Source organism: Hominimerdicola alba (assembly GCF_900112155.1).
Lineage (GTDB): Bacteria > Bacillota > Clostridia > Oscillospirales > Ruminococcaceae > Hominimerdicola > Hominimerdicola alba_D.
In genome coordinates, this window is record NZ_FOKQ01000010.1 from 89,220 (window position 1) to 110,110 (window position 20,891).

At 47.6% G+C, this 20,891-nt stretch carries 19 protein-coding genes; 18 read left to right on the forward strand and 1 reads right to left on the reverse strand.

Going from position 1 to position 20,891, the window contains the following annotated elements:
• Positions 1-73 precede the first annotated feature (73 nt).
• The 14 genes from BM265_RS07550 to BM265_RS07615 all read left to right on the forward strand — a co-directional run bounded on the left by BM265_RS07550 (position 74) and on the right by BM265_RS07615 (position 12,720).
• Entirely contained in the window at positions 74-493 is a 420-nt protein-coding gene (locus BM265_RS07550) for a GNAT family N-acetyltransferase (RefSeq protein WP_074960974.1), read from the forward strand.
• 10 nt (positions 494-503) lie between these two features.
• Positions 504-1,025, forward strand: a complete 522-nt coding sequence (locus tag BM265_RS07555; RefSeq protein ID WP_074960975.1) for a GNAT family N-acetyltransferase — start codon at positions 504-506, stop codon at positions 1,023-1,025.
• A 40-nt stretch (positions 1,026-1,065) separates the two neighbouring features.
• Entirely contained in the window at positions 1,066-1,461 is a 396-nt protein-coding gene (rbfA, locus tag BM265_RS07560) for a 30S ribosome-binding factor RbfA (protein WP_074960976.1), read from the forward strand.
• Positions 1,427-2,434, forward strand: a complete 1,008-nt coding sequence (locus tag BM265_RS07565; protein ID WP_242940800.1) for a DHH family phosphoesterase — start codon at positions 1,427-1,429, stop codon at positions 2,432-2,434. Before rbfA ends, BM265_RS07565 begins: the two co-directional genes overlap by 35 nt.
• The gene (gene truB, locus BM265_RS07570) at positions 2,431-3,330 is read left to right on the forward strand and encodes a tRNA pseudouridine(55) synthase TruB (protein WP_074960978.1); all 900 of its coding nucleotides are present in this window, start codon (positions 2,431-2,433) and stop codon (positions 3,328-3,330) included. Before BM265_RS07565 ends, truB begins: the two co-directional genes overlap by 4 nt.
• Before the next feature lie 17 nt (positions 3,331-3,347).
• Positions 3,348-4,268 carry a riboflavin biosynthesis protein RibF gene (gene ribF / locus BM265_RS07575; RefSeq protein ID WP_074960979.1) on the forward strand — a complete coding sequence of 307 codons (921 nt, stop codon included), beginning with the start codon at positions 3,348-3,350 and terminating at the stop codon, positions 4,266-4,268.
• A 26-nt stretch (positions 4,269-4,294) separates the two neighbouring features.
• Positions 4,295-5,137, forward strand: a complete 843-nt coding sequence (locus BM265_RS07580) for a hypothetical protein (protein ID WP_074960980.1) — start codon at positions 4,295-4,297, stop codon at positions 5,135-5,137.
• Between the two features lie 200 nt (positions 5,138-5,337).
• A complete protein-coding gene (locus BM265_RS07585; RefSeq protein WP_074960981.1) occupies positions 5,338-6,315 on the forward strand; it encodes an ABC transporter ATP-binding protein in 978 nt (325 codons plus the stop codon).
• Positions 6,315-7,052, forward strand: a complete 738-nt coding sequence (locus tag BM265_RS07590; RefSeq protein WP_074960982.1) for an ABC transporter permease subunit — start codon at positions 6,315-6,317, stop codon at positions 7,050-7,052. The genes BM265_RS07585 and BM265_RS07590 overlap by 1 nt, the downstream gene beginning before the upstream one ends.
• A gap of 12 nt (positions 7,053-7,064) precedes the next feature.
• Positions 7,065-8,753, forward strand: coding sequence for a GldG family protein (locus tag BM265_RS07595; RefSeq protein WP_074960983.1), 1,689 nt, complete (start codon positions 7,065-7,067; stop codon positions 8,751-8,753).
• Positions 8,753-10,258 (forward strand): DUF4340 domain-containing protein, encoded by a 1,506-nt coding sequence (locus BM265_RS07600; protein ID WP_074960984.1) that lies wholly within the window; start codon positions 8,753-8,755, stop codon positions 10,256-10,258. The genes BM265_RS07595 and BM265_RS07600 overlap by 1 nt, the downstream gene beginning before the upstream one ends.
• 41 nt (positions 10,259-10,299) lie before the next feature.
• Positions 10,300-10,575 (forward strand): hypothetical protein, encoded by a 276-nt coding sequence (locus BM265_RS07605; protein ID WP_074832245.1) that lies wholly within the window; start codon positions 10,300-10,302, stop codon positions 10,573-10,575.
• A gap of 67 nt (positions 10,576-10,642) precedes the next feature.
• Entirely contained in the window at positions 10,643-11,626 is a 984-nt protein-coding gene (dusB, locus tag BM265_RS07610; RefSeq protein ID WP_074960985.1) for a tRNA dihydrouridine synthase DusB, read from the forward strand.
• Positions 11,627-11,655: 29 nt separating this feature from the next.
• Positions 11,656-12,720 (forward strand): NAD-dependent epimerase/dehydratase family protein, encoded by a 1,065-nt coding sequence (locus BM265_RS07615; protein WP_074960986.1) that lies wholly within the window; start codon positions 11,656-11,658, stop codon positions 12,718-12,720.
• 54 nt (positions 12,721-12,774) lie between these two features.
• Here the strand turns inward: BM265_RS07615 and BM265_RS07620 are convergent, their stop codons facing one another.
• Complete coding sequence (locus tag BM265_RS07620) at positions 12,775-14,103, reverse strand: SGNH/GDSL hydrolase family protein (protein ID WP_074960987.1); 1,329 nt, start codon at positions 14,101-14,103, stop codon at positions 12,775-12,777.
• A 474-nt stretch (positions 14,104-14,577) separates the two neighbouring features.
• Here BM265_RS07620 and BM265_RS07625 point away from each other — a divergent pair, with 474 nt between their 5' ends.
• The 4 genes from BM265_RS07625 (at position 14,578) to BM265_RS07640 (ending at position 20,773) form a co-directional block, all read left to right on the forward strand.
• Positions 14,578-15,381: a leucine-rich repeat domain-containing protein gene (locus BM265_RS07625; RefSeq protein WP_074960988.1), complete on the forward strand. Its 804-nt coding sequence runs from the start codon at positions 14,578-14,580 to the stop codon at positions 15,379-15,381.
• Positions 15,382-15,422: 41 nt separating this feature from the next.
• Complete coding sequence (locus BM265_RS07630) at positions 15,423-16,487, forward strand: efflux RND transporter periplasmic adaptor subunit (RefSeq protein ID WP_242940801.1); 1,065 nt, start codon at positions 15,423-15,425, stop codon at positions 16,485-16,487.
• A 21-nt stretch (positions 16,488-16,508) separates the two neighbouring features.
• A complete protein-coding gene (locus BM265_RS07635) occupies positions 16,509-19,472 on the forward strand; it encodes an ABC transporter permease (RefSeq protein ID WP_074960990.1) in 2,964 nt (987 codons plus the stop codon).
• A 257-nt stretch (positions 19,473-19,729) separates the two neighbouring features.
• The gene (locus BM265_RS07640; protein WP_074960991.1) at positions 19,730-20,773 is read left to right on the forward strand and encodes a helix-turn-helix transcriptional regulator; all 1,044 of its coding nucleotides are present in this window, start codon (positions 19,730-19,732) and stop codon (positions 20,771-20,773) included.
• Positions 20,774-20,891: the final 118 nt, after the last annotated feature.

Sequence of the window (20,891 nt, forward strand, 5' to 3'; positions counted from 1 at the left end):
ATTCACAATTCATAATTGTTGGCAGGGGCGGAAGCTTTGCGTTTAATGATATGAGGAGTGGAGGTCGAGTTTTATGGATAATAAATTTGAATTTACTGACAATATTTCTGTTAAAGACTATCTGCGTCTGAGAGAGGAAGCGGGCTGGAAACAGCTTGCTTTCGAGCAGGCGCAGGCAGGGCTTGACAACAGTTTTGCTGTATCGGCAGTTTTGCTTGAGGGCGAGACTGTCGGGTTTGCAAGACTTCTGTGGGACGGCGGCTATGTTGCATATCTCGCAGAGGTAATGGTCACAGAAAAATGCCGTCACAACAGGCTGGCTACACAGATGGTGGAGAAGCTTATCGAAAGGCTTCGCGCTGAAAAGAAGGACGGCTGGCAGATAAAGATCCATCTGATGGCAAATCTCGGAAGAGAGAGCTTTTACGAGCAGTTCGGTTTTAAAAGCAGACCGAACGACCGTGACGGAGCGGCTATGGATCTGTGGCTATGAGAGGAAAAGTATGATAACTACCGATAGACTGATACTCCGTGAGATGGACGATGGCGATTATGAGGCGGTTTACAGGGTGCTTGATGATTCGGACATCAGGGAGCACTACCCTTACACCTTTGATGAGGCGAGAGTACGCCGCTGGATAAGCAGGAATGTGGAGAGATACCGCATATTCGGCTTTGGACGGTGGGCTGTATGTCTGAAAGATACGGGTGAAATGATCGGGGACTGCGGTCTTACAATGCAGGATATCAACGGCATGATACGCCCCGAAATAGGGTATATCATACTGTCAGAGCACCGCAGGAAAGGCTATGCGGCGGAAGCTGTGCGGGACTTTGCGTTTGAGAACACGACTTTCGGAGCAGTATATTCTTACATCAAGAGCACGAATACTGCATCTGTGAAAACTGCACAGGATTACGGCTGTAAGCTTGTGGAAGAATACACTGATGAAGAAAACGAAATAACCAAGGTCTTTGCCGTTACCCGCGAGGAATGGGAAAGGCTGAAAAGACAGGACGGATAAAGACTGTCTGTAACAATGACACAGGGAAGGAGCTATATAAATGGCATCACACAAGGCAGGACGTATGTCCGAGGATATCAGAAGGATAATCTCGGGAAAGATGGCAGACCTGAAAGACCCGAGGATAAACGGAGGAGAGTTCCTGACCGTAGTACGCTGCGATGTGGCAAGGGACGGCTCTTTCTGCAAGGTATACATTTCCAGCTTCAGAGGGCTGGAGGAAGCCAGAAAGGCTGTAAAGGGATTTGAATCGGCTACGGGATATCTCAAGAGGGAGATATCCAACGTACTTGGTCTGAAGAAGTGTCCCGAGCTGAAATTTGTTGCTGATGATTCGATCGAACATTCAGCGGCTATAACCAAGAAGCTGAGAGAGCTGGTAAAAGAGGAGCGTCCCGAAGATGAAGAGGACGTTGAGGAGTCCGCAGAGGACTGACCGTTATAGAAAGGGCTATTGTATGGAATACAGCGAGATAAACAGGATATTTGAAGAAAATGACAAATTTCTCATATTGACACACAAAAGCCCTGACGGTGATACACTGGGCAGCGGCTTCGGGCTGTGCTATTTTCTGAGAGATATGGGCAAACTGGCTAATGTGGTGAACTCGGATGGTTTTCCTGACAGGTATGATTTTATGTACACTGAGTACAAGGAGCAGGATTTTGAGCCTGAGTACATCATAGCTGTGGATATAGCCGATGTTTCACTGATGGGCAGCGGGCTGGCAAAGTATCAGCAGGCTGGCATGGTAGACCTTTGCATCGACCATCACATATCCAACAAGCATTTTGCGAAGCTCACCCATGTGGAGGGGCAGACGGCTGCGGCGGCGCATATCCTTTACAAGATATTCAAGGAATCCGGCAGGAAGCTGAGAGATATCACAGCGAAGTGTCTGTACACGGGTATCGCCACTGATACAGGCTGTTTCAAGTACGAGAACACAACTCCCGAGACCCATATGGCGGCGGCAGAGCTTATGGCTTACGATATTGACTTTGCTAACGTGAACAGGAAGATGTTCGATGTGAAAAGCAAGGGCAGGCTGAAAGTCGAGCAAGCTGTTACAGGCGGAATGGAGTATTATCTGAACGACAAGTGCGCGATGATAACCATAACTACGGAGCTTATGGAGCGCTGTGGGGCTGACCCTGCGGAGTTCGACGGACTGGCTTCGATACCACTTTCGGCTGAGGGCGTGGTACTGGGCATCACGGTAAAGCAGAGGCACAGCAACGTCTACAAGATATCGGTGAGAACTACCGATGAGATGGACGCTTCGGCATTCTGCGGATTATTCGGCGGCGGCGGACACATACGTGCGGCGGGCTGTGAGATCAAGGGCACGCTGGAAGAAGTGAAAGCACAGCTGCTGGAAAAAGCAGGGCAGGTACTCGGGATATGACAGGACAGGAAATAAGCGGCGTTATCGCGGTATACAAGCCTGCGGGCTGGACATCCTTCGATGTGGTGGCTAAAATGCGGGGGATACTGCATACCCGCAAGATAGGTCATGGGGGAACTCTTGACCCTATGGCAGAGGGCGTACTTCCTGTATTTGTGGGAAAAGCCACGAAAGCCTGCGATATTCTGCCCGATGTAAAAAAAGGCTATCATGCGGGATTCAGGCTTGGCATAACCACTGACACTCAGGATATCACGGGCAAGGTGCTGAAAGAGGACGGCAGGGCTGTATCTCTTGAAGAACTGCAGGTGGCGGCTGAGAAGTTCATCGGCAGGACTATGCAGGTGCCGCCTATGTATTCAGCTGTAAAGGTGGACGGCAAAAAGCTTTACGAGCTGGCACGCGAGGGCAAGATAATTGAACGTCAGGCGAGGGAGATAAATGTGCTTTCGCTGGTGATAGATGATTATGACGAGGTGACCCGCGAGGGGCACATGACGGTGCTTTGCGAAAAAGGCACGTATATACGCACTATAATAAACGACATCGGCGATATGCTGGGCTGCGGCGGGGCTATGACCTCACTGGTGAGGACGTACTCGGCAGGGCTGGCGCTGGAAGAATGTCTGAGTATAGAGGATATACAGAGGATAGTCGGTGAGAGCGGTGCTGAGGGCGTGCTTACACGGCTCGACAAATGCTTTGAGGTCTATCCTGCGCTGAAGCTTAACGAGAAAGTCACGGGACTTTACAGGAACGGCGTTAAGCTGAGGGCAGAGCAGGCAGGCGCTGAGGACGATAAAGTCTACCGTGTATACGGTGCGGACGGCGGTTTCATCGGGCTTGGCAGAATGACTGACGGAGGATTTCGGAGCGTCAAGAATTTTTTCGTATGATCGAGGAATGATTTGATTTGAAAGATATCGACAGGGGCTTTTCGCCCGACAAGGGGACTGTCTGTGCGCTGGGGCTGTTTGACGGCGTTCACAGGGGGCACAGGCTGGTCATAAACAATGCGCTGTCGCTGGCGGCTGAGCTTGGCGTGAGGTCGGCGGTATTTACTTTCAGGACCGACACGGTAACTTCTAAAGGTCACGACGGCAGGATAGAAATGATACTCAGCGATGAGGAAAAGCGCAGGCATTTCGAGAACATGGGAGTTGACCTTATATACTCCCCTGCTTTTCATGAGCTTAAAGGTATGTCTGCGGAAGAATTTGTCAAGGATATACTGGTGGGACTTCTGGGCTGCAAAGCTGTTGTATGCGGCAGTGATTTCCGCTTCGGCAAAGGGGCGGAGGGCGACTGCAACACGCTGGAGCTTTACGGCAGGATATACGGCATAGATGTAAGGGTCTGCGACAAGCTGAGCTATAAGGGCGAAGAAGTGAGCTCGACGGTGATACGCGAGTGCATACGCACGGGTCGGATAGAGCAGGCTAACGAATTGTTGGGATATATATTCGGGCTGAGGCTGGTAGTTGAGCACGGCAGACAGTTAGGCAGGCAGTGGAATTTTCCCACGATAAATCAGGTGATACCTCAGGGGCAGATCATGCCGAAATTCGGGGTATATGCCACAAGGGTACTTATCGGGGATGAAGAGAAGTTCGGTGTGACGAACATCGGCGTGAAGCCTACGCTGAAAGCTCACGACGCGCCTTTGGCTGAAACTTATATCCTTGATTACAAGGGCGACCTTTACGGAAAAGAGATAGAGATACTGTTAGACAAGTTCATACGTCCCGAAAAAGGATTTGACAGCATTGATGAGCTGAAAGCTCAGATAGCAAAGGATACACTAAAGGTACGGGAGTTTTACGGGGTAGAATAAAACCAGGAATACAACGTGGTACAAATATGAAACATATCAGAACAAGACTTACAATAGCCGCAGTATCTGCGGCGCTGCTGCTGACGGGATGCGGAAAAGCAAAAGTGCCAGATATGGAAAAGGACTACAAGGAATATCTGGACTATGCTTTTGACGGCAATTACAGCATAAGCAAACCTATGGAGCAGAGATTCGATGCGGAGGACCGCACGGAATACACATGGCAGGTGGTATACACCGCTAATGACGGAGAGGACAGAACTACAAAAATGGTCCTCAACCGCGGTGACAGCGAAAACAAAAAGTATATCGCTTATACAAACGACCGTATGGTGGCTGACCTTGTGGAAGAAGCGCAGAGCAGAGAGATCTGTGAAGAGATAGCGGATCAGATACTTTCAAAGTATTTTAAAGAATCTGCGAACACAAACAATATGCTTTCTCTTAACGGCGACGAATTTAGCATACATGCTCAGCTGATAAACTGCAGACTTATGGGAATGGATCCCGACAGGGTATCCGAATTCATCACACCGGGCAGCGGCGTAAAGTATGTTGGTACGAATCTGGCTGACTGGGCTTGCGATAAGCACAGCTATATAAAAGTGAACTTCGACATCTTTGATGAAACAAAAACCGAGGAGCTCACTGAGAAGTTCAATAATATATTCAGTGACTATACTGCACTTACCAAAGACCCCCAGACTTACTGCTTCATACTTAGAAAACAGAACAGCGATCAGAACTGGGAAACACTGGCGACAGAATGCAAGGTACAGGGCAAGGACTTTGATGCAGATAATTTCAGCATACGGGCTGTTGCCGAAGAACTGGGCATAGATACAGATACGTATATTGATCCCGAATGACGGATAAGCGGTAAGACGGGCAAAGAAAAAGGGGTAATAATCCGCGGTTTTCCGTAAGCTGTCACAGGGCTTACACAGTGGGGAGATATATTTATAGTGGGTAGTCGGCACTAATGGTAAAAATGGCATATTCTGACATTTTGCCGTGCTTTTGGACCTGCTTTATGATGCACAAATTTCCTTTAGGGAGGAAAGTAAAATTGATAGAGGTTATTAATTTATCAAAGCATTACGGCGACAAAAAAGCCGTGAACAATATCAGCTTCAAGGCTGAGGACGGTGAGGTGCTGGGTTTTCTGGGACCTAACGGTGCGGGAAAATCCACCACGATGAACATTCTCACGGGATACATCTCATGCACTGCGGGCAAGGCGCTGATAGACGGTATCGATATACTTGAAGACCCTGTGAAGGCCAAGAGGAACATCGGATATCTGCCTGAGATACCGCCCCTTTACCTTGATATGACGGTCAAGGAGTATCTGTACTTCATATACGACCTGAAAAAGTGCAAGCTGCCGAAGATATCCCATTTGCAGGATATTTGCAGCCTTGTGAAGATAGACCATGTTTACAACAGGCTGATAAAGAACCTTTCAAAGGGTTACAAACAGAGAGTCGGACTGGCGCAGGCGCTGGTGGGAAACCCCAAGGTGCTGATACTGGACGAGCCTACTGTTGGCCTTGACCCCAAGCAGATAATCGAGATAAGAACACTTATCAGAAAGCTGGGAAAGAATCATACTGTGATACTTTCATCGCATATACTCTCGGAAGTACAGGCTGTATGCGACAGGATAGTCGTTATAAACGAGGGAAGAGTCGTTGCAAATGATACTGAAGAGAACCTTTCACACAAGCTGACAGGCGACAACAAGTTCATATGCAGGATAGACGGCAAGAAGGACTCGGTTATGCGCCTGATACAGAGCATCGACGGTGTTGATAAGGTATACTGCGATGCCGAGCACAAGAACGATATCTGCGATTACCGTATTGAATCGGCTGAGGGCAAGGAGATACGCTACGACCTGTTCAAAAAGATGGCTGAAAACGGCTTCACGATACTGGAGCTGAAGAGCGCAGAGATGAATCTGGAGGATATCTTCCTGAAACTTACTATGGGCGAGGCAATACCCGCTCTCGAAGATGATAATTATGAGGAGGCTGAGAACTGATGGGCGCTATTTTCAGGCGTGAGGTGCGCAGCTATTTCACCTCCCCTATCGGCTATATTTTTATTGCGGCATTTTTCGCTTATGCGGGACTTATGTTTTCGACATTAAGTCTTAACAGCGGATATGCCAAGCTGGACAGCATGTTTTCTTCACTGCTGACCATACTTAACGTACTGATACCAATACTTACCATGCGTACCATATCGGACGAGAAGAGGACAAGGACAGACCAGTGTCTGCTGACTGCCCCTGTAAGTCTGGGCGGTATAGTTTTCGGCAAGTTCCTTGCAGCTTTTCTGGTATACATGGCTGCTGTTTCCATCACTGCTGTGATGGCTGTTGTAGTATCCATATACGGTGAACCTGACTGGAACGTTATAGTGGGCAATATAGTTGCTCTGTTGCTGCTGGGCGCTGCGTTCATCGCAATAGGCATATTCTGCTCTTCATTTACGGAGAGCCAGGTAGTGGCTGCGGTAATAAGCTTTATAGCACTTATCGCGGTATCTTTCCTTTCCACCATCGGCGGACTTCTGCCTGCGCTGGACGAAGGTCACTGGTACACAAAGGTGATAGAGGGTCTGAGGACTGCGCTGGAGAAAACTTCCTTCGGTGAGAGGTACATCGAGTTCACTTACGGGATATTCAATTTTTCCAATGTGATATTCTTTATAAGCGCTGTGGCGGCTTTCCTGTTCCTTACAGTGAGAGTGCTTGAAAAGCGCCGCTGGAGCTAGGAGGTGTCTGCAATGGAAAACAAAGAAGAAAAAGTCACCTCAAGCAATTCTGATAAGCTCAAAAAACTTGTTGACGAGGAGAAGAAGTCCAAAAAGAAGATCAAGGATAATGAGCTTGAGGGCGTTGTTGCCAAAAAGCTGAAACACGGCACTATGGCTACGGCACTTACCTGTGTATTCCTGGCAGTGCTGGTGCTTTTGAACGTTGTCACTACTGTGCTTTTTGAGCGCTATCCCATAAATATCGACCTTACAAAGGAAAAGATTTACTCCATGACCGAAGAATCGGAGGAGTATGTCAAGAACGTTGACAGGGATGTACTTGTAACTATATTTGCGGACGAGGATACATTCATCAACTATTCGTCCTACAACAAACAGGCTATAGAACTTCTTAAAAACTACTGCAAAATGAATCATCACATATCCTACAGATTTATGGATATAGATTCAAACCCTGATGTTATTAAGAGCTACAGCGATACGATATCCAATTTCGATATCATATTCGAGACAAGCAGCGAGGTTGACGGCGAGACTGTTAAGAGAACGAGAAAGCTGGGCATGGTAGACCTGCTGAGCTTTAAAGATGATTTCGTTTCACAGCTTTCACAGTCAGGCTACAGCATTGATCTGCTGAGGGAACAGATAGGAAGCGACTTGAATTTTCTGGCTTACTACGGCACTTATGTAGATTCTTCAAACGCTGAACAGGCATTTACCTCGGCGCTGATGACTGTTACCGATCCCGACCCTGTATATGTTACTTTCCTGACGGGAAGATCAGAGGTCAGCGATCTCAATACCCATACCTCACCTTTCTCCTATTTCAAGACACTTCTGGTGGCTAACGGATACAATGTTAACGAGATAGACATCACCAAGGACGAGATACCTGCTGAAACCGATATTGCTGTTATACCTGCACCTACGGTGGATTATCTGCCAGAGGAAGTACAGAAAGTCAGCGATTTTCTTAACAACGGAAATAAGCTGGGCAAACAGCTTATCTATGTGGCTTCATACAGTCAGGACAAGACACCTAACCTTGACGAGTTCCTTGAAGAGTACGGATTGTCTGTGGGTGAGGGCGTTGTATGCGAGACCTTCGGCGACAACTACATCAACTATCCCTACTGCACACTTTCCACCGATCTTTCTTCGGACTTCAATCAGGACGTACTGAACAAGGATCTGGTGATAAGTTCGATGTTCACAAGACCTGTCAATACCCTTTACGAGCAGCAGGGCATGATAACTACCCAGCAGTATGTAAAGACTACTGAAAATGCGTACACTTCCAAGCTGAAGTACAACGAGAGTTTCCAGATGGTGCCATCTGAGACACTTACAAACGGACAGCAGTGCTTATTTGCTATCGGTTCAAAGGCGAAATTCGCTGATGACGGAAGCGGTGAGACATCCTACAGCAATGTGCTGTGCTTTGGTTCGGAGTATCTGCTGCAGTCGAATATACTTTCGGCACAGCAGTACGGCAACAGCGAGTATTTCTTCAGTATTATCGCGGGCATAACCCACAAGTCCGACGGCGTATTCATCAAGCCCAAGACACTTAAGGGCACTGCCTTTGATATCGACCAGAGCAAGAAGTCCATACTGATGTGGACATTCTGCGTGATAATACCCCTTGCGGTACTGGGCACAGGACTGTTCGTATGGTTAAGGAGAAAGAATAAGTAATGAACGGCAAGGTACAAGGTATCATTATCTGCGGCGTTGTCGCGGCAAGTCTGGCGGGTATGCTGGTCTTCCTGAACGCCACGGACAAAGATAAAAACAAAAAGGAAGAAAGCTCGGCGGCGGATACAGTATCTTCTGCCGCTGAGATGGAACACTACATCGTACTGGAAAAAGGCGAAGAGGAGATAGTCTCCATAAAAGCCGAAAACGAGAACGGCGGCTTCACGCTGGACAAGCCCGCTTCGGGCAAAAGTTCGTGGACGGTGGAGGAGATAGTCTCGGTGAACCAGAACAGTGCGATGAAGGAAAGCATGATCTCCGACTGCGGTAATCTGGAAGCTTCAAAGATAGCCGAAGAGGACGCAAAGGAGCTTTCAAAGTACGGGCTGGAAGAGCCAAGAGCTTCTTTTGAGGTGGGCTACACTGACGGTACTTCAAAGAAAATACTGGTCGGTGATGTGGCTCCCGATTCGAAGTACACCTACATCAAGCTTGAAGATGACAGCACGGTATACATGATACTGGGCACGCGCATCGCGGATATGCTGAAAGGTGCAAAGGATTTTGCAAACCTTTCGCTGATAGAAAAGCCTGTGAACAATGAGGACTGGCCTGAATACGGCAAGGAAATCATTACCCGCAGCGACTGGGACTATCAGGTAGTATTCGAGAACGACCCCAACGAAGACAGCAGTATGCTTTCGAGCCAGGTGATAAGCGAACCCATATTCTCATATCTTAATATTACGGGCTCAAGCAATGTTACACACGGTATGTGGGGACTTACAGCGGCAAGATGTGAGGCAGTTGCTCCCACCGATGAACAGCTGGCTGAGTATGGTATTGACGAACCGAGGTGTGTGGTAAGCCTTAAAGGCGAGGATTATGACTACACGCTGAAAGTCGGGGGTGAATCATACAGCGAAGCGGCTGAGGGTGAGACACCTGTACTTGAGGGCTACTACTGCACACTGAACGGTGTTCCGGGAAGCAATGCGGTGTATGTTATAGCCGAAGCAAGTCTGCCCTGGGTGACTTTCAAGATAGAGGACGTTACATCAAACCTTATAACATCCAACTATCTTGTTGACCTGGCGAATATGTCGGTGACTATCGACGGCAAGGAAACTCTGTTTGAGATGACTACCAACGGCGGAAGCAACGACAAGGATGAAAACGGCAAGGCGGCTGATGTAACTTCGGTAAAGGCTGACGGCAAGGAGCTGGATATAGATAATTATAAGGATCTTTATCAGTTCATAATGTCATGCCCCACCAACGAGATATGTTTTGAAGATCCTGAGGGTGAGCCCGCTGTTATCATCAAGCAGGTACGCAAGGACGGCGGTGAGGACGTTATCGAGCTTTACAAGGATACTTCGAGACGTTACATCTTCAAGCACAACGGCAAGACATCCTACAGGATACAGGGCACCTGGGTAGACAGCCTGAAGACCAATGTCGAGAATCTGAAAAACGGCAAAAAAATAGACGTAAACTACTGATACTTAAAAGGTATCACAACAGACAGAAAGGCGGAGAGATAATGAGTGAAGCAGTAAAGAAATTTTTCACATACAAGGGACTGCCCCTGGTTAGAAAGGGCAATCAGCTGTACTACGGCAATATGTATGACGAATTCGTTGTATGGATAGAGATAAAGCACACCAAAAAGGTGGGTGAGCTGGAAGTAGCTGACAAGGTCAAGATAAGAAAAATGTCTACCGACCTTACCAAGCCCAACATAGACAAGCAGGCAGACACTGACAGCCTTTACGACGCACTTGATATCGCTTGTGCATGGCTGAAAGTCAAGGCTTAACTATCAATTTAACTAAACGGAGCGGAGATCACTTTTTGCGGCGGTCTCCGCTTTTCGGGAGAATAGCATGGAATATGTTAGCATCGGCGGAGTGAACGTCGAAAAAACTGCGGCACTGGCGCCTATGGCATCGGTGGCGGACAAATCTTACAGGCTTCTTTGCAGAGAATTCGGGGCGGCTTACATGGTCAGCGAGATGATATCCTCAAAGGGTCTTTGCTACAATGACAAGAAAACAGGCGAGCTTTGCGAGATAGAGGAAGAAGAACGTCCCTATGCTTTGCAGATATTCGGTGAAGACCCCTACTATATGGGCAAGGCGGCTTATCTGCTGGGTAAATACAAGCCTGACATAATCGATATAAACATGGGGTGTCCTGTGCCTAAGATAGTCGGCAACGGCTCGGGTTCGGCACTTATGAAGGATACTCCCCGTGCAGTTGAGATAGCGCGGGAAGTCGTGAAAAATGCAGGCTGTCCCGTGACGGTGAAATTCCGTGCGGGTTGGGACGATACCTCGCGTAATGCGGTAGAATTCGCAAAGGCGCTGGAACAGACAGGTATCGCGGCTATGGCGGTACACGGCAGGACGAGACAGCAGTTCTATTCGGGAGACGCTGACTGGGAGATAATAAAGCAGGTCAAACAGGCGGTAGGTATTCCGGTTTTCGGCAACGGAGATGTTAAAGACGGCGAGAGCTGCAAAAAAATGTATGAAGAGACAGGCTGTGACCTGGTGATGCTGGCGCGGGGAAGCTACGGCAAGCCCTGGGTATTCCGCGAGATAAGGCATTTTCTGGAAACAGGCGAAAAACTGCCCGAGCCTGACCTGAAAGAGCGCATGGAGATAATGCTTAAGCATTGCAGTTATCTTTGCAGGTACAAGGGCGAAGTCCGCGGCATGAAAGAGGCTCGTAAAAACGTGGCATGGTACGTCAAGGGGCTGCCAAATTCGGCTAAACTGAGAGCGGAATGCGGTGAGCTTTCCACCTTTGCACAGGCTGAGGAGATGGCGGCAAGGATAATCAGCGCGGGACAGGAAAACGCCTGAATTACATATATATCAAGGGAGGACTAATAATGAAGCTTTCGGATAACAGGATAATGCAGGAGGACATTGAGCGTGCTTCCGGTGCAGGTATTATAGATTGGGACAAGCTGAAAGGCAAGACCATACTTGTAACAGGTGCGACAGGCCTTATCGGCGGACAGCTGGTAATGACACTGCTGAACGCAGATGCCGAGAAAGGGCTGGGCCTGAAAGTCATAGCGGCAGTACGCAACAAGGAGAAAGCTGAGAAGCTGTTCAGGTATGCCGACAAGTCAGCACTGGAATTTCTGGTGCAGGACGTTACTGCTCCTTACAGCTATGAGGGCGACATCGACCTGATAATACACGGTGCCAGCATAACAAGCTCAAAGGCATTTGTGGAAACACCTGTGGAGACCATATACACCGCTCTGGAGGGTACCAAGAATCTGCTGGAGCTGGCTAAATCCAAGAATGTTGAGGGCATGGTATATCTGTCATCGCTGGAAGTTTACGGTGTTGTAGACCTCAGTATGGAGAGCGTTGACGAAAAGACCTTCGGAAGCATCGACCCCATGAGCGTGAGAAGCAGTTATTCTGAGGGCAAGAGGATAGTGGAAACACTGTGTACATCTTATGCCCACGAATACGGCATACCTGTTAAGGTAGCAAGACTTTGCCAGAGCATGGGCGCAGGTGTGGGCTACAATGACGGCAGAGTTTTCGCACAGTTTGCAAGAGCCATAATCGAGGGCACAGACATCGTGCTGATGACAGACGGTTCCACCGAGAGAAACTACTGCTACATAAGCGATGCGGTGACAGGCATACTCACGGTACTGCTGAAAGGCGAAGTTGCTCAGGCTTACAACATCGCAAACAAGGACACCCTCATCAGCATACGCGGCATGGCTGAGATGCTGATAGAGAATTATCCCGAGAGCGGCACAAAGCTTGTTTTCAACATCGTTGAGGACGCTACGAAGCTGGGCTACAATCCTAAGGTGAAGATGAATCTTGCGACAGGCAAGGCTGAGGCACTGGGCTGGAAAGCTGAGATAGGTCTGAAAGAGATGTTTGACAGGCTTATTGAGAGCATGAAGATTGATAGGTAACGAAATAAAACTGCCAGGGAAGAGAGCTTTTCCCTGGCAGTTTTCGTTTATCCGTTAGCTTATCAGCCAATTCAGTATCTCAAAATCGGGAGCGGTATCGCCGTTGATAAATTCCACGGTGACAGTGTGCTCCGCTGTTTCGTCTGATGAGTATATCTCATCCGCCTTAGGATAGCTGCCCCAGCCACCGGGGAAATCGCCGTCAATGATGACTGCCGCGTTATCGTCAACCTTTACTGCGACTTTTCCGAAAGTACCGCTGACATTCTTCTGATAAAGCATACCCAGATTCTTACACTTTATCTTGAAAACAGCCGAGCCGCCTGTGGTTGAGCCCCAGCCGCCGTTGAAGTTGCCGAACTGCGCTTTTTCAGTGAAAGTTCCCTCATCGACCACTTCTACTAGCTCTGGAGTATCGGCTGAACCGAGGGTAGCCCCTGCGAATCTGTCACCTGTGGGGGAGACTACTGCCGACGGGTCAAATGGTGTGACTTCCTTGCTTTCGTTTTCAAGGTCGCCCTTCACCTGATCAAAGAGGTTCAGCACGCACTGTGCCATTACAGCGTGACCCGCATCGTTGGGGTGAACATTGTCGTTTGAGGTATCTTTCCACTGAAAATTGCCCGCATCGATCTCGGGGATTATGGCATCGTGATAAGATATCATTGGCAGATCATAGTTCTCTGCGACTTTCAGGTGTGAATTCTGGGGAGAGCCGCCGCCCTCTGTGGATGGTTCGATAAGTATCACCGCGGGCTGATTTTCAAGGGCAAGGCAGTACCTCACAAGGCTGTCCATGGTCGCCTGATAAAGCTCGTTATCCTGATCGTTGATGAATTCTATAAAAATGATATCCGAATCTTGTGGGACATCGCGGTAAACCCTGTGTACGGCGAGGTATGAATCCGTTGCGCCTATGCCCGCGTTAGTGCCCAGCACGTACAGGCTGAGATTTTCCTCCCACCATGCGGTGATGAGGTTGGTGTACTGCTTTGACGAGCCCGAAGCTCCAGAGCCTGCGGTTATGGAATCGCCCAGATAGCAGATGTTCGTTACTGCCTTTGGGTCATCGACTGCACGCTGTATCTTAGCCGCAAGGCGTGAAGTATCGCCGCGGTTCAGCAGTGATCTTGCCAGCATATTCTCGGTAGCGCCCTGTGTGAAGTCGTAAGCGCCCTCATTTACGGGGTACTCGGCGAGAAGTTTCTCCGAAGCCGATTTTTCGGCGGGTTCATCGGTCGAGGTATCTCCGCTTGCGGAAGTATCTGCCTTGGAGGTGTTTTCTGTCGTTTTGGAATTTTCCTTAGAAGAACCCCCGCCGCAGCCTGCAAAAGCCGCCGCACAGACCATCAGCGAAAGAACGAGTGCAAGTTTCTTTTTCATATGATCTTTCCTTTCATTTTTTATAGTAAACGACATATTGATTTCTACATTCATCGCTTGCAGACGCTGTGATTTTTGTGGCTGTGAGCGATGAATGTCCTGAAATATATGTCGTTTACTATAATATCCTTTCATGCCGTTTCCGGCTATCCCTATGATACCTGTATTATAGCACACAATTTTGCAAAAGTAAAGATTTTTTAAGATTAATTTTCTTATATTTTCCTTCCATTCCCCTGTCCTGTTTTCCAAACAGACCCGCCTGCATACCCCGCCGACAGCTGTAAGTTTCATCATTCAAGATATGCGAATATCATATAACTGCCTTGTGCATAGTGCTGAAAATATCAGTTTAATTTTGTCCTGTTGCATATAGCAAAAATTTCCCAAAAATGTTATAATTAGGTAGTATGCAAAGATTCAGCAGATGAATTTTTGAACTGCTATATAAAACTCTTTATATGGAGACCCATTATGAAAAAAATAATCTTAGTCATAATAATGATAATAGTTATTACAGCAACAATTGTTGGGTTTATTTTTTTTAACACTCACACTATTATATGTAAAAGAGTTTATGACAACAAATCAACCGAGATAACCATAGGTAGATTAGATCCAGCCGATGATTTTGATAAGATAAAACATCTTTCAAAATTAAAAGAATTATTTTTCTTCAGAAATGATGAAACAAATATTGATTTCCTTGCCGAATTATATAACTTGGAAAAATTGTATCTGGATACTCCTAATGTCATCGATTATGAGCCGATCTCAAGCTGTGAAAACCTGACCTACTTTTCTATTGGACAAGCAAGTTTTTCCGATTTGAGTTGTTTATATAACAATCAAAAACTAAAAACTCTTAGTATAATGAGTAACGACTTAGAATCCTTAAACGGACTGGAAGAACTTCATGAACTTGAACATCTGTCTATTCATGCAACACATCTGAATGACATCTCTGCACTAAAGGAAGCAAAGCAAATCAAAAAGCTCACAATAACCACAAATGAAAATATTGATTATCAGTGTATATCCTGCTGTACAGATTTGGTTGAACTTGATCTGCAAGGAATGGAAAATCTAAGTACGCTTTCCGTTGAGAGTCTTAATAACTTACAGAAGTTATATATAGCTCATACTGATTTTAAAGATTTTGAAGGATTATTGAATCTTCCGAATCTTAAAGAGGTTTCTGTCAGCGATTCTATGATGTCAGATGAAATGATGCAGAAATTCAATGCTAAAGGGATAACTGTTAAAGTTTTGGATTAAATAAAGAGTCAACAAAATAAAGACTTTCGGAGGGACACATGATGAATGGTCTTGCAGATATAAAAAGGATATTCTTCCCCACACTTCCCGCGCTGATGTGCGCGGCGGCGGTATTTATGACATCGGGCTGTTATCTTCTGCCCGATGAGGAGGAGGCGGCGATACCTCCTGCGGTAAAAGCCAGCGAAGTCAGCTATACCACTGTTGTGGCAAAGCGGAAAGATATTGAGAAAAAAATAGTCAGCACGGGTACCGTTACCGCTGAAAGGAAATACGACCTCAGCTATGAAAAGCAGAGCGGTGTTATACTTGAATTCAACGTCCGTGCGGGGGACAAGGTGAAAAAGGACGACCCCATCTGCGAGATAGATACCTCCGACCTTGATGACCAGATAGCCGAAAAGGAGCTGTATCTGCAAAAAGCCAAGCTGAATGTGGATATGATATGGGAAGGCGGCGGCACTCAGGCGCAGATAGATTCGGCTTATGTTGATGTACAGCTGATAGAGCGTGAACTTGAGAAACTCCGCGCAAAAAAAGAGGGCTCTGTACTGCGCTCACCCTTTGACGGCGTAGTATCTCAGCTTGCGGATGTGCGTGCGGGTGACAATGTAAGTTCGGGGCAGACAGTTGCTACTGTTATCGATACCTCAGCGCTGTATATCGCAGTAAAGCCCGAGGATATGAGCAAATTCGATATTGACACAAAGGTGCAGATACGCATAAACGAGAATTACTATGACGGCATTGTTTTCATGAACCCCGCCGCCCTTGCTGAGTATCAGGAAGAAGTAAAAGCCAGCCATGATAAAGAGGACAAGTCAGGTATCAGCTACGAATCGGATTATATCTACGTCCGCTTTGATGGGGATATCCCTCCCGATGCGCTGGGACAGCTGGCAGATGTCATTCTCGTGCTGGATAAGGCAGAAAATGCCATCGTCATATCCAACAACCTTATCAAAAAGGTGGATGGCGAAAAGGTGGTATACGTGCTGAAAGACGGCGAAAAGGTAGCTGTACCCGTGGAAGTAGGTCTGTCAACAGGCTCTCAGTCCGAGATAATCTCGGGCATTGAAGAGGGCGATGAACTGGTGCTTAAATAAAAAGCGAGGAGCAATAACCTGATGTTTACACTTCTGCTTCGCAAGATGCGAAATACGAAATGGATGGTGTTCTGTCTGCTGATAGGCTTTATTATAGCCTCTGCCATGATGAGTACCATACCCATATATATGAACGCTTCTCTTCAGCGTATGCTGATAAAGGATATGGAAGCTTTTCAGGAAGAGTATATGATATATCCCGGGTCTTACAACACCTCCCGCGTGTTCAAAAGCGGCATGAAGACCGATGCGCAGATACAGGATCTGGAAGAATATACCGCCCTGACAGATAATCAGTTTGCTGAACTTGACCTGACCTGCGCTGGAAGCAAAAAGGTGATACAGGACTCATACCTTTACTGCAAGTCATTCTCACTGGAGAACGGCGGAGAACCCGCAAGGCTGACCCTTGGGGGTATGTCGGATATATGCGAACATTCCACTGCTGTATCGGGAAGAATGATGGAAAAGGGCAGGCGCTCTGACGGTGTGTTTGAGTGCATGGCTACGGAAAAATCCCTGAAGACCAACGGACTTGCGCTAAATACCGTTTATGAGATATCGAATGTCATGGACGACCTGGGTTCTGTGAAGATAGAGATTGTGGGGCTTATCGATGTTGCAGATGAGAACGACCCGTTCTGGGCGGAGGGCATAGACGAAGCCTATACTGCCGCAGTTTTCACCGACTACGACACCATGCTGAACGAGATGTTACCCACAGGTGCCATAAATATAGCAAAGGTGAACTACAACTATTTCATCGACTATACCAAGCTTGACATCGCAGGGCTGAAGACCATCAACAGCAAATACAACACCCAGAAAGAGACTTTCAAGAAAAACAGCATCGGCTTTGCGATACCCGCAAAGGATATCCTCACCGATTACGCAAAGCGCTCTACTCAGCTGACACTGCTTCTGTGGCTGTTGCAGATACCTGTGATACTCATGATAATCTTCTACCTGTTCATGGTATCAAAGCTGAATATCGAGCAGGAAAAGAACGAGATAGCGGTATTCAAAAGCCGAGGTGCCAGCAACCGTCAGGTGCTGGGGATATACGCTCTTGAATCAATGGTGCTGGGCGTTATCACCGCCATTGCAGGACCTTTCGCAGGTCTGGGGCTTTGCAGGATACTTGGCGCTTCCAACGGTTTCCTTGAATTTGTGAACCGCCGCGCCATGCCTGTGAAACTCACCCCCGAAGCATTTTTGTATGCGGCGGCGGCAGTGCTGGTCTTCTTCGTGACCACCCTTGTGCCTATAATCCCCGCAACAAGGACTACCATCGTTGAACACAAGCAGTCAAAAGCCAAGGCGAAAAAGCTGGCGCTCTGGGAGAAGATAGGGCTTGATGTGATACTTGCAGGCGGCTCGTTTGCGTGGCTGTATTACTACAAGCGCACTCAGGCAAAACTGCTTGAACTGGGTGTAACAGACACCACCGCAACCATCAATCCCCTGATGTTCGTGACTTCCACAGCTTTTATACTGGGACTGGGGCTTTTCCTGATAAGGGTATATCCCCTGTTCATCAGGCTGATAGGCAGGGCGGGCAAACGTTTCTGGTCGCCTGCCCAGTATGTTTCGCTGAACAATATAGGCAGGTCGGCTACGGGCAGAGAGCGTTTTCTAATGCTGTTCCTTGTGCTGACGGTATCTCTGGGTGTATTCTTTGCCAATACTGCGAGAGCCCTGAACCGCAATGCAGAGGAAACAGTTGAATACGAAAACGGCGCGGATATCGTACTTACCGAGGAATGGTATTCCAGCAAGACAGAAGCTGCACGGAAAAATGCGGGATCTTCTGCAAACATGGGCGGCAGTTCGGGAAAGACCGAAGAAGCCGAGGACGACACTGATACAGCCACTGTTGTGACTTATAACGAACCTCTTTTTGAAAGGTTTGAAAAACTCACAGGCGTGAAAACTGCCGCCAAGGTATTCAGGCGCGATGGCGTTACCATCAAAAGCAGCAAGATGAATGTGGTGAAGCGCACAGCTGAAAAATCCGCTGAGAAAAAGCGCGAGGAACTTCTCGACCAGGATATGAACACCAAGTCCTCGAACATCGACAGGAATGTCCGCCTGATGACGGTCCAGCCTGCTAAGTTTGCCGAGGTGATAAACTTCCAGCAGAGACTTCTGCCGACCCATATCAACAACTATCTTGAAGCCCTTGCAGAGTATACACCCGGTGTGATACTTTCATCGTCTTTCAAGGATTACGGTCTTGAACTGGGTGATACCGTTGAGTGCGAATGGGGTGCCAACGAACCCTTTGATGTGACGGTGCTGGCTTTTGTGGACTACTGGCCGAGTTTAGACCCCTATGCCGAAGCCAATGACGGCAGCTATATGGACTTCGCCGTGATGAATTTCGACTACGTCAACGTTCAGACCAATATGGAGCCCTATCAGGTATGGATAGACCTGGATGACGATGCATCGGTGCAGGAGTTCTATGATTCTGTAGAAGAAGCACATATCCGCGCCACAGGCATGACCTCCACCAAGCAGGATATCATCACCAAAAAGAACGACCCCATGCTGCAGGGCATGAACGGTGCGCTGACACTGGGATTCATCACCATTATGATAATGTGCATAATCGGATTCCTCATATACTGGATACTTTCAATAAAGAGCAGGACTTTGCAGTTCGGCATACTGAGAGCCATGGGTATGAAGTACCGCGAGATAATATCCATGATAGTGTATGAGCAGATACTGGTTTCGGGGGTAGCGATACTTGCGGCGATATTCATAGGCGGCATCACCAGCGAACTATTTGTACCGCTTTTCCAGAGCGTTCTTGATGTAAGCAGCCGTGTACCCGAATTTGCGGTGATACCACAGCGCGGGGATTACATCAAGCTTTACACTGTTATTGGAGTAATGCTGCTGGTGGGATTCCTTGTGCTTGGCAGACTGATAGGCAGGATAAATATCTCCAAGGCATTGAAGCTGGGTGAAGACTAAAAAGCAAACTAGCGGAAACTGCCAAAGAAGAGAGCTTTATCTGGCTAGCGCAAAAGAAGTAATCTATCCATACTAAAACAATTATATACAGACGATTTACAGCGGATCTTTAAGCGCCATTATGTCACGAAGGCATGATGGTGCTTTTTCATTATCCCCAAATAGACCATGTCCTAAAAAACGTACATACTACTATTGCAAAATCTGTTTTGATGTGCTATAATACTCTAAACAAAAACGACGAGGGAGGTATCATCATGGCAGAGAAAAAGCCGAAAAAGCTGTATATGCACTATATTCTTGAAGTGCTGAAAAAGCACACTGACGAGGAACACAGGATATCTCAGCAGAAGATAGCTGATCTGGTGCTGGAGGACTACGGCATGAAGCTTGACCGCAAGACGGTGCGCCATAATCTTTCGATGCTGCTGGAAGCAGACTATCCGCTGGTATACACCGAGCGTCATCGCACCAACAAGCGGGGTGCGCAGGAGAATATCATGACTGACTGGTACTTCCGACGTGAACATAAGTGGGACGAGAGCGAGTTATGTGTGATGATCGACAGCCTGCTGTTCTCAAATTATCTGCCGAAAAATCAGTGCGACAGGCTTGTTATGAAGATAGCCGAGCTGGGTGAGGAAGACTTCCAAAAGCGCGTAAAAGCCATGACCTCTGCTGTTGCGAGAAACGGTGGGAACAAGTCGCTGTTTTACACCATATCCCTGCTTAACGAAGCTGCTATCGACAAAAAGCAGGTGCAGTTCCGCTACTGCGACTACGGAACCGATTTTAAGCTACACCCGCGAACTGACGATAACGGCGAGAAAAGGCTCTACACCGTCAGCCCCTACAAACTGCTTTCGCTGAACGGGCGATACTATATGCTGGGAAATCCTGCGGGGCATGATGGTGTAAGCGTCTTCCGCACCGACAGGATAACGGATATCGATATCATCGAGAATAAGGCAGTGTCTGTGCGCTCGCTGAAAGGTTTTGAGAACGGCATAGACCTTGGCGAGTACGTCCGCGAGCACCCAAATATGTGGGCTGGTGAAGTGGGCAAATGCACATTCAGATGTCCGCAGCATCTTATGAACGATATCGTGGACTGGTTCGGCACGGGTGCGGATATCCATATCCTTGACGATGATCTTATGGAAGTCAGGGTGCGTGTCAGCGAGGACGCTATGCTGCACTGGGCGATACAGTACGCCGATCAGGTCGAGGTGCTGTTTCCGAAGTCCCTGCGTGAAAAGATAGGCGAAACACTCAGAAAAGCGGCAGACAGGTACAAGTGAATCAAGGTTTAAATTTGTTTTATATTTTAATTTGTTTTCCACAATTGACTTATAACTTCCAATGTGGTATAATGGGGGTACAGCAATGGAGCTGGGACTGATAGTTTGTTGAATGGAG

Excerpts from the sequence above, each read along its gene's own strand:
- BM265_RS07550 (WP_074960974.1), top strand. The coding sequence starts at position 74 with ATGGATAATAAATTTGAATTTACTGACAATATTTCTGTTAAAGACTAT.
- BM265_RS07555 (WP_074960975.1), top strand. The coding sequence starts at position 504 with ATGATAACTACCGATAGACTGATACTCCGTGAGATGGACGATGGCGAT.
- rbfA (WP_074960976.1), top strand. The coding sequence starts at position 1,066 with ATGGCATCACACAAGGCAGGACGTATGTCCGAGGATATCAGAAGGATA.
- BM265_RS07565 (WP_242940800.1), top strand. The coding sequence starts at position 1,427 with ATGAAGAGGACGTTGAGGAGTCCGCAGAGGACTGACCGTTATAGAAAG.
- truB (WP_074960978.1), top strand. The coding sequence starts at position 2,431 with ATGACAGGACAGGAAATAAGCGGCGTTATCGCGGTATACAAGCCTGCG.
- BM265_RS07580 (WP_074960980.1), top strand. The coding sequence starts at position 4,295 with ATGAAACATATCAGAACAAGACTTACAATAGCCGCAGTATCTGCGGCG.
- BM265_RS07590 (WP_074960982.1), top strand. The coding sequence starts at position 6,315 with ATGGGCGCTATTTTCAGGCGTGAGGTGCGCAGCTATTTCACCTCCCCT.
- BM265_RS07595 (WP_074960983.1), top strand. The coding sequence starts at position 7,065 with ATGGAAAACAAAGAAGAAAAAGTCACCTCAAGCAATTCTGATAAGCTC.
- BM265_RS07600 (WP_074960984.1), top strand. The coding sequence starts at position 8,753 with ATGAACGGCAAGGTACAAGGTATCATTATCTGCGGCGTTGTCGCGGCA.
- BM265_RS07605 (WP_074832245.1), top strand. The coding sequence starts at position 10,300 with ATGAGTGAAGCAGTAAAGAAATTTTTCACATACAAGGGACTGCCCCTG.
- dusB (WP_074960985.1), top strand. The coding sequence starts at position 10,643 with ATGGAATATGTTAGCATCGGCGGAGTGAACGTCGAAAAAACTGCGGCA.
- BM265_RS07615 (WP_074960986.1), top strand. The coding sequence starts at position 11,656 with ATGAAGCTTTCGGATAACAGGATAATGCAGGAGGACATTGAGCGTGCT.
- BM265_RS07620 (WP_074960987.1), bottom strand. The coding sequence starts at position 14,103 with ATGAAAAAGAAACTTGCACTCGTTCTTTCGCTGATGGTCTGTGCGGCG.
- BM265_RS07625 (WP_074960988.1), top strand. The coding sequence starts at position 14,578 with ATGAAAAAAATAATCTTAGTCATAATAATGATAATAGTTATTACAGCA.
- BM265_RS07630 (WP_242940801.1), top strand. The coding sequence starts at position 15,423 with ATGAATGGTCTTGCAGATATAAAAAGGATATTCTTCCCCACACTTCCC.
- BM265_RS07635 (WP_074960990.1), top strand. The coding sequence starts at position 16,509 with ATGTTTACACTTCTGCTTCGCAAGATGCGAAATACGAAATGGATGGTG.
- BM265_RS07640 (WP_074960991.1), top strand. The coding sequence starts at position 19,730 with ATGGCAGAGAAAAAGCCGAAAAAGCTGTATATGCACTATATTCTTGAA.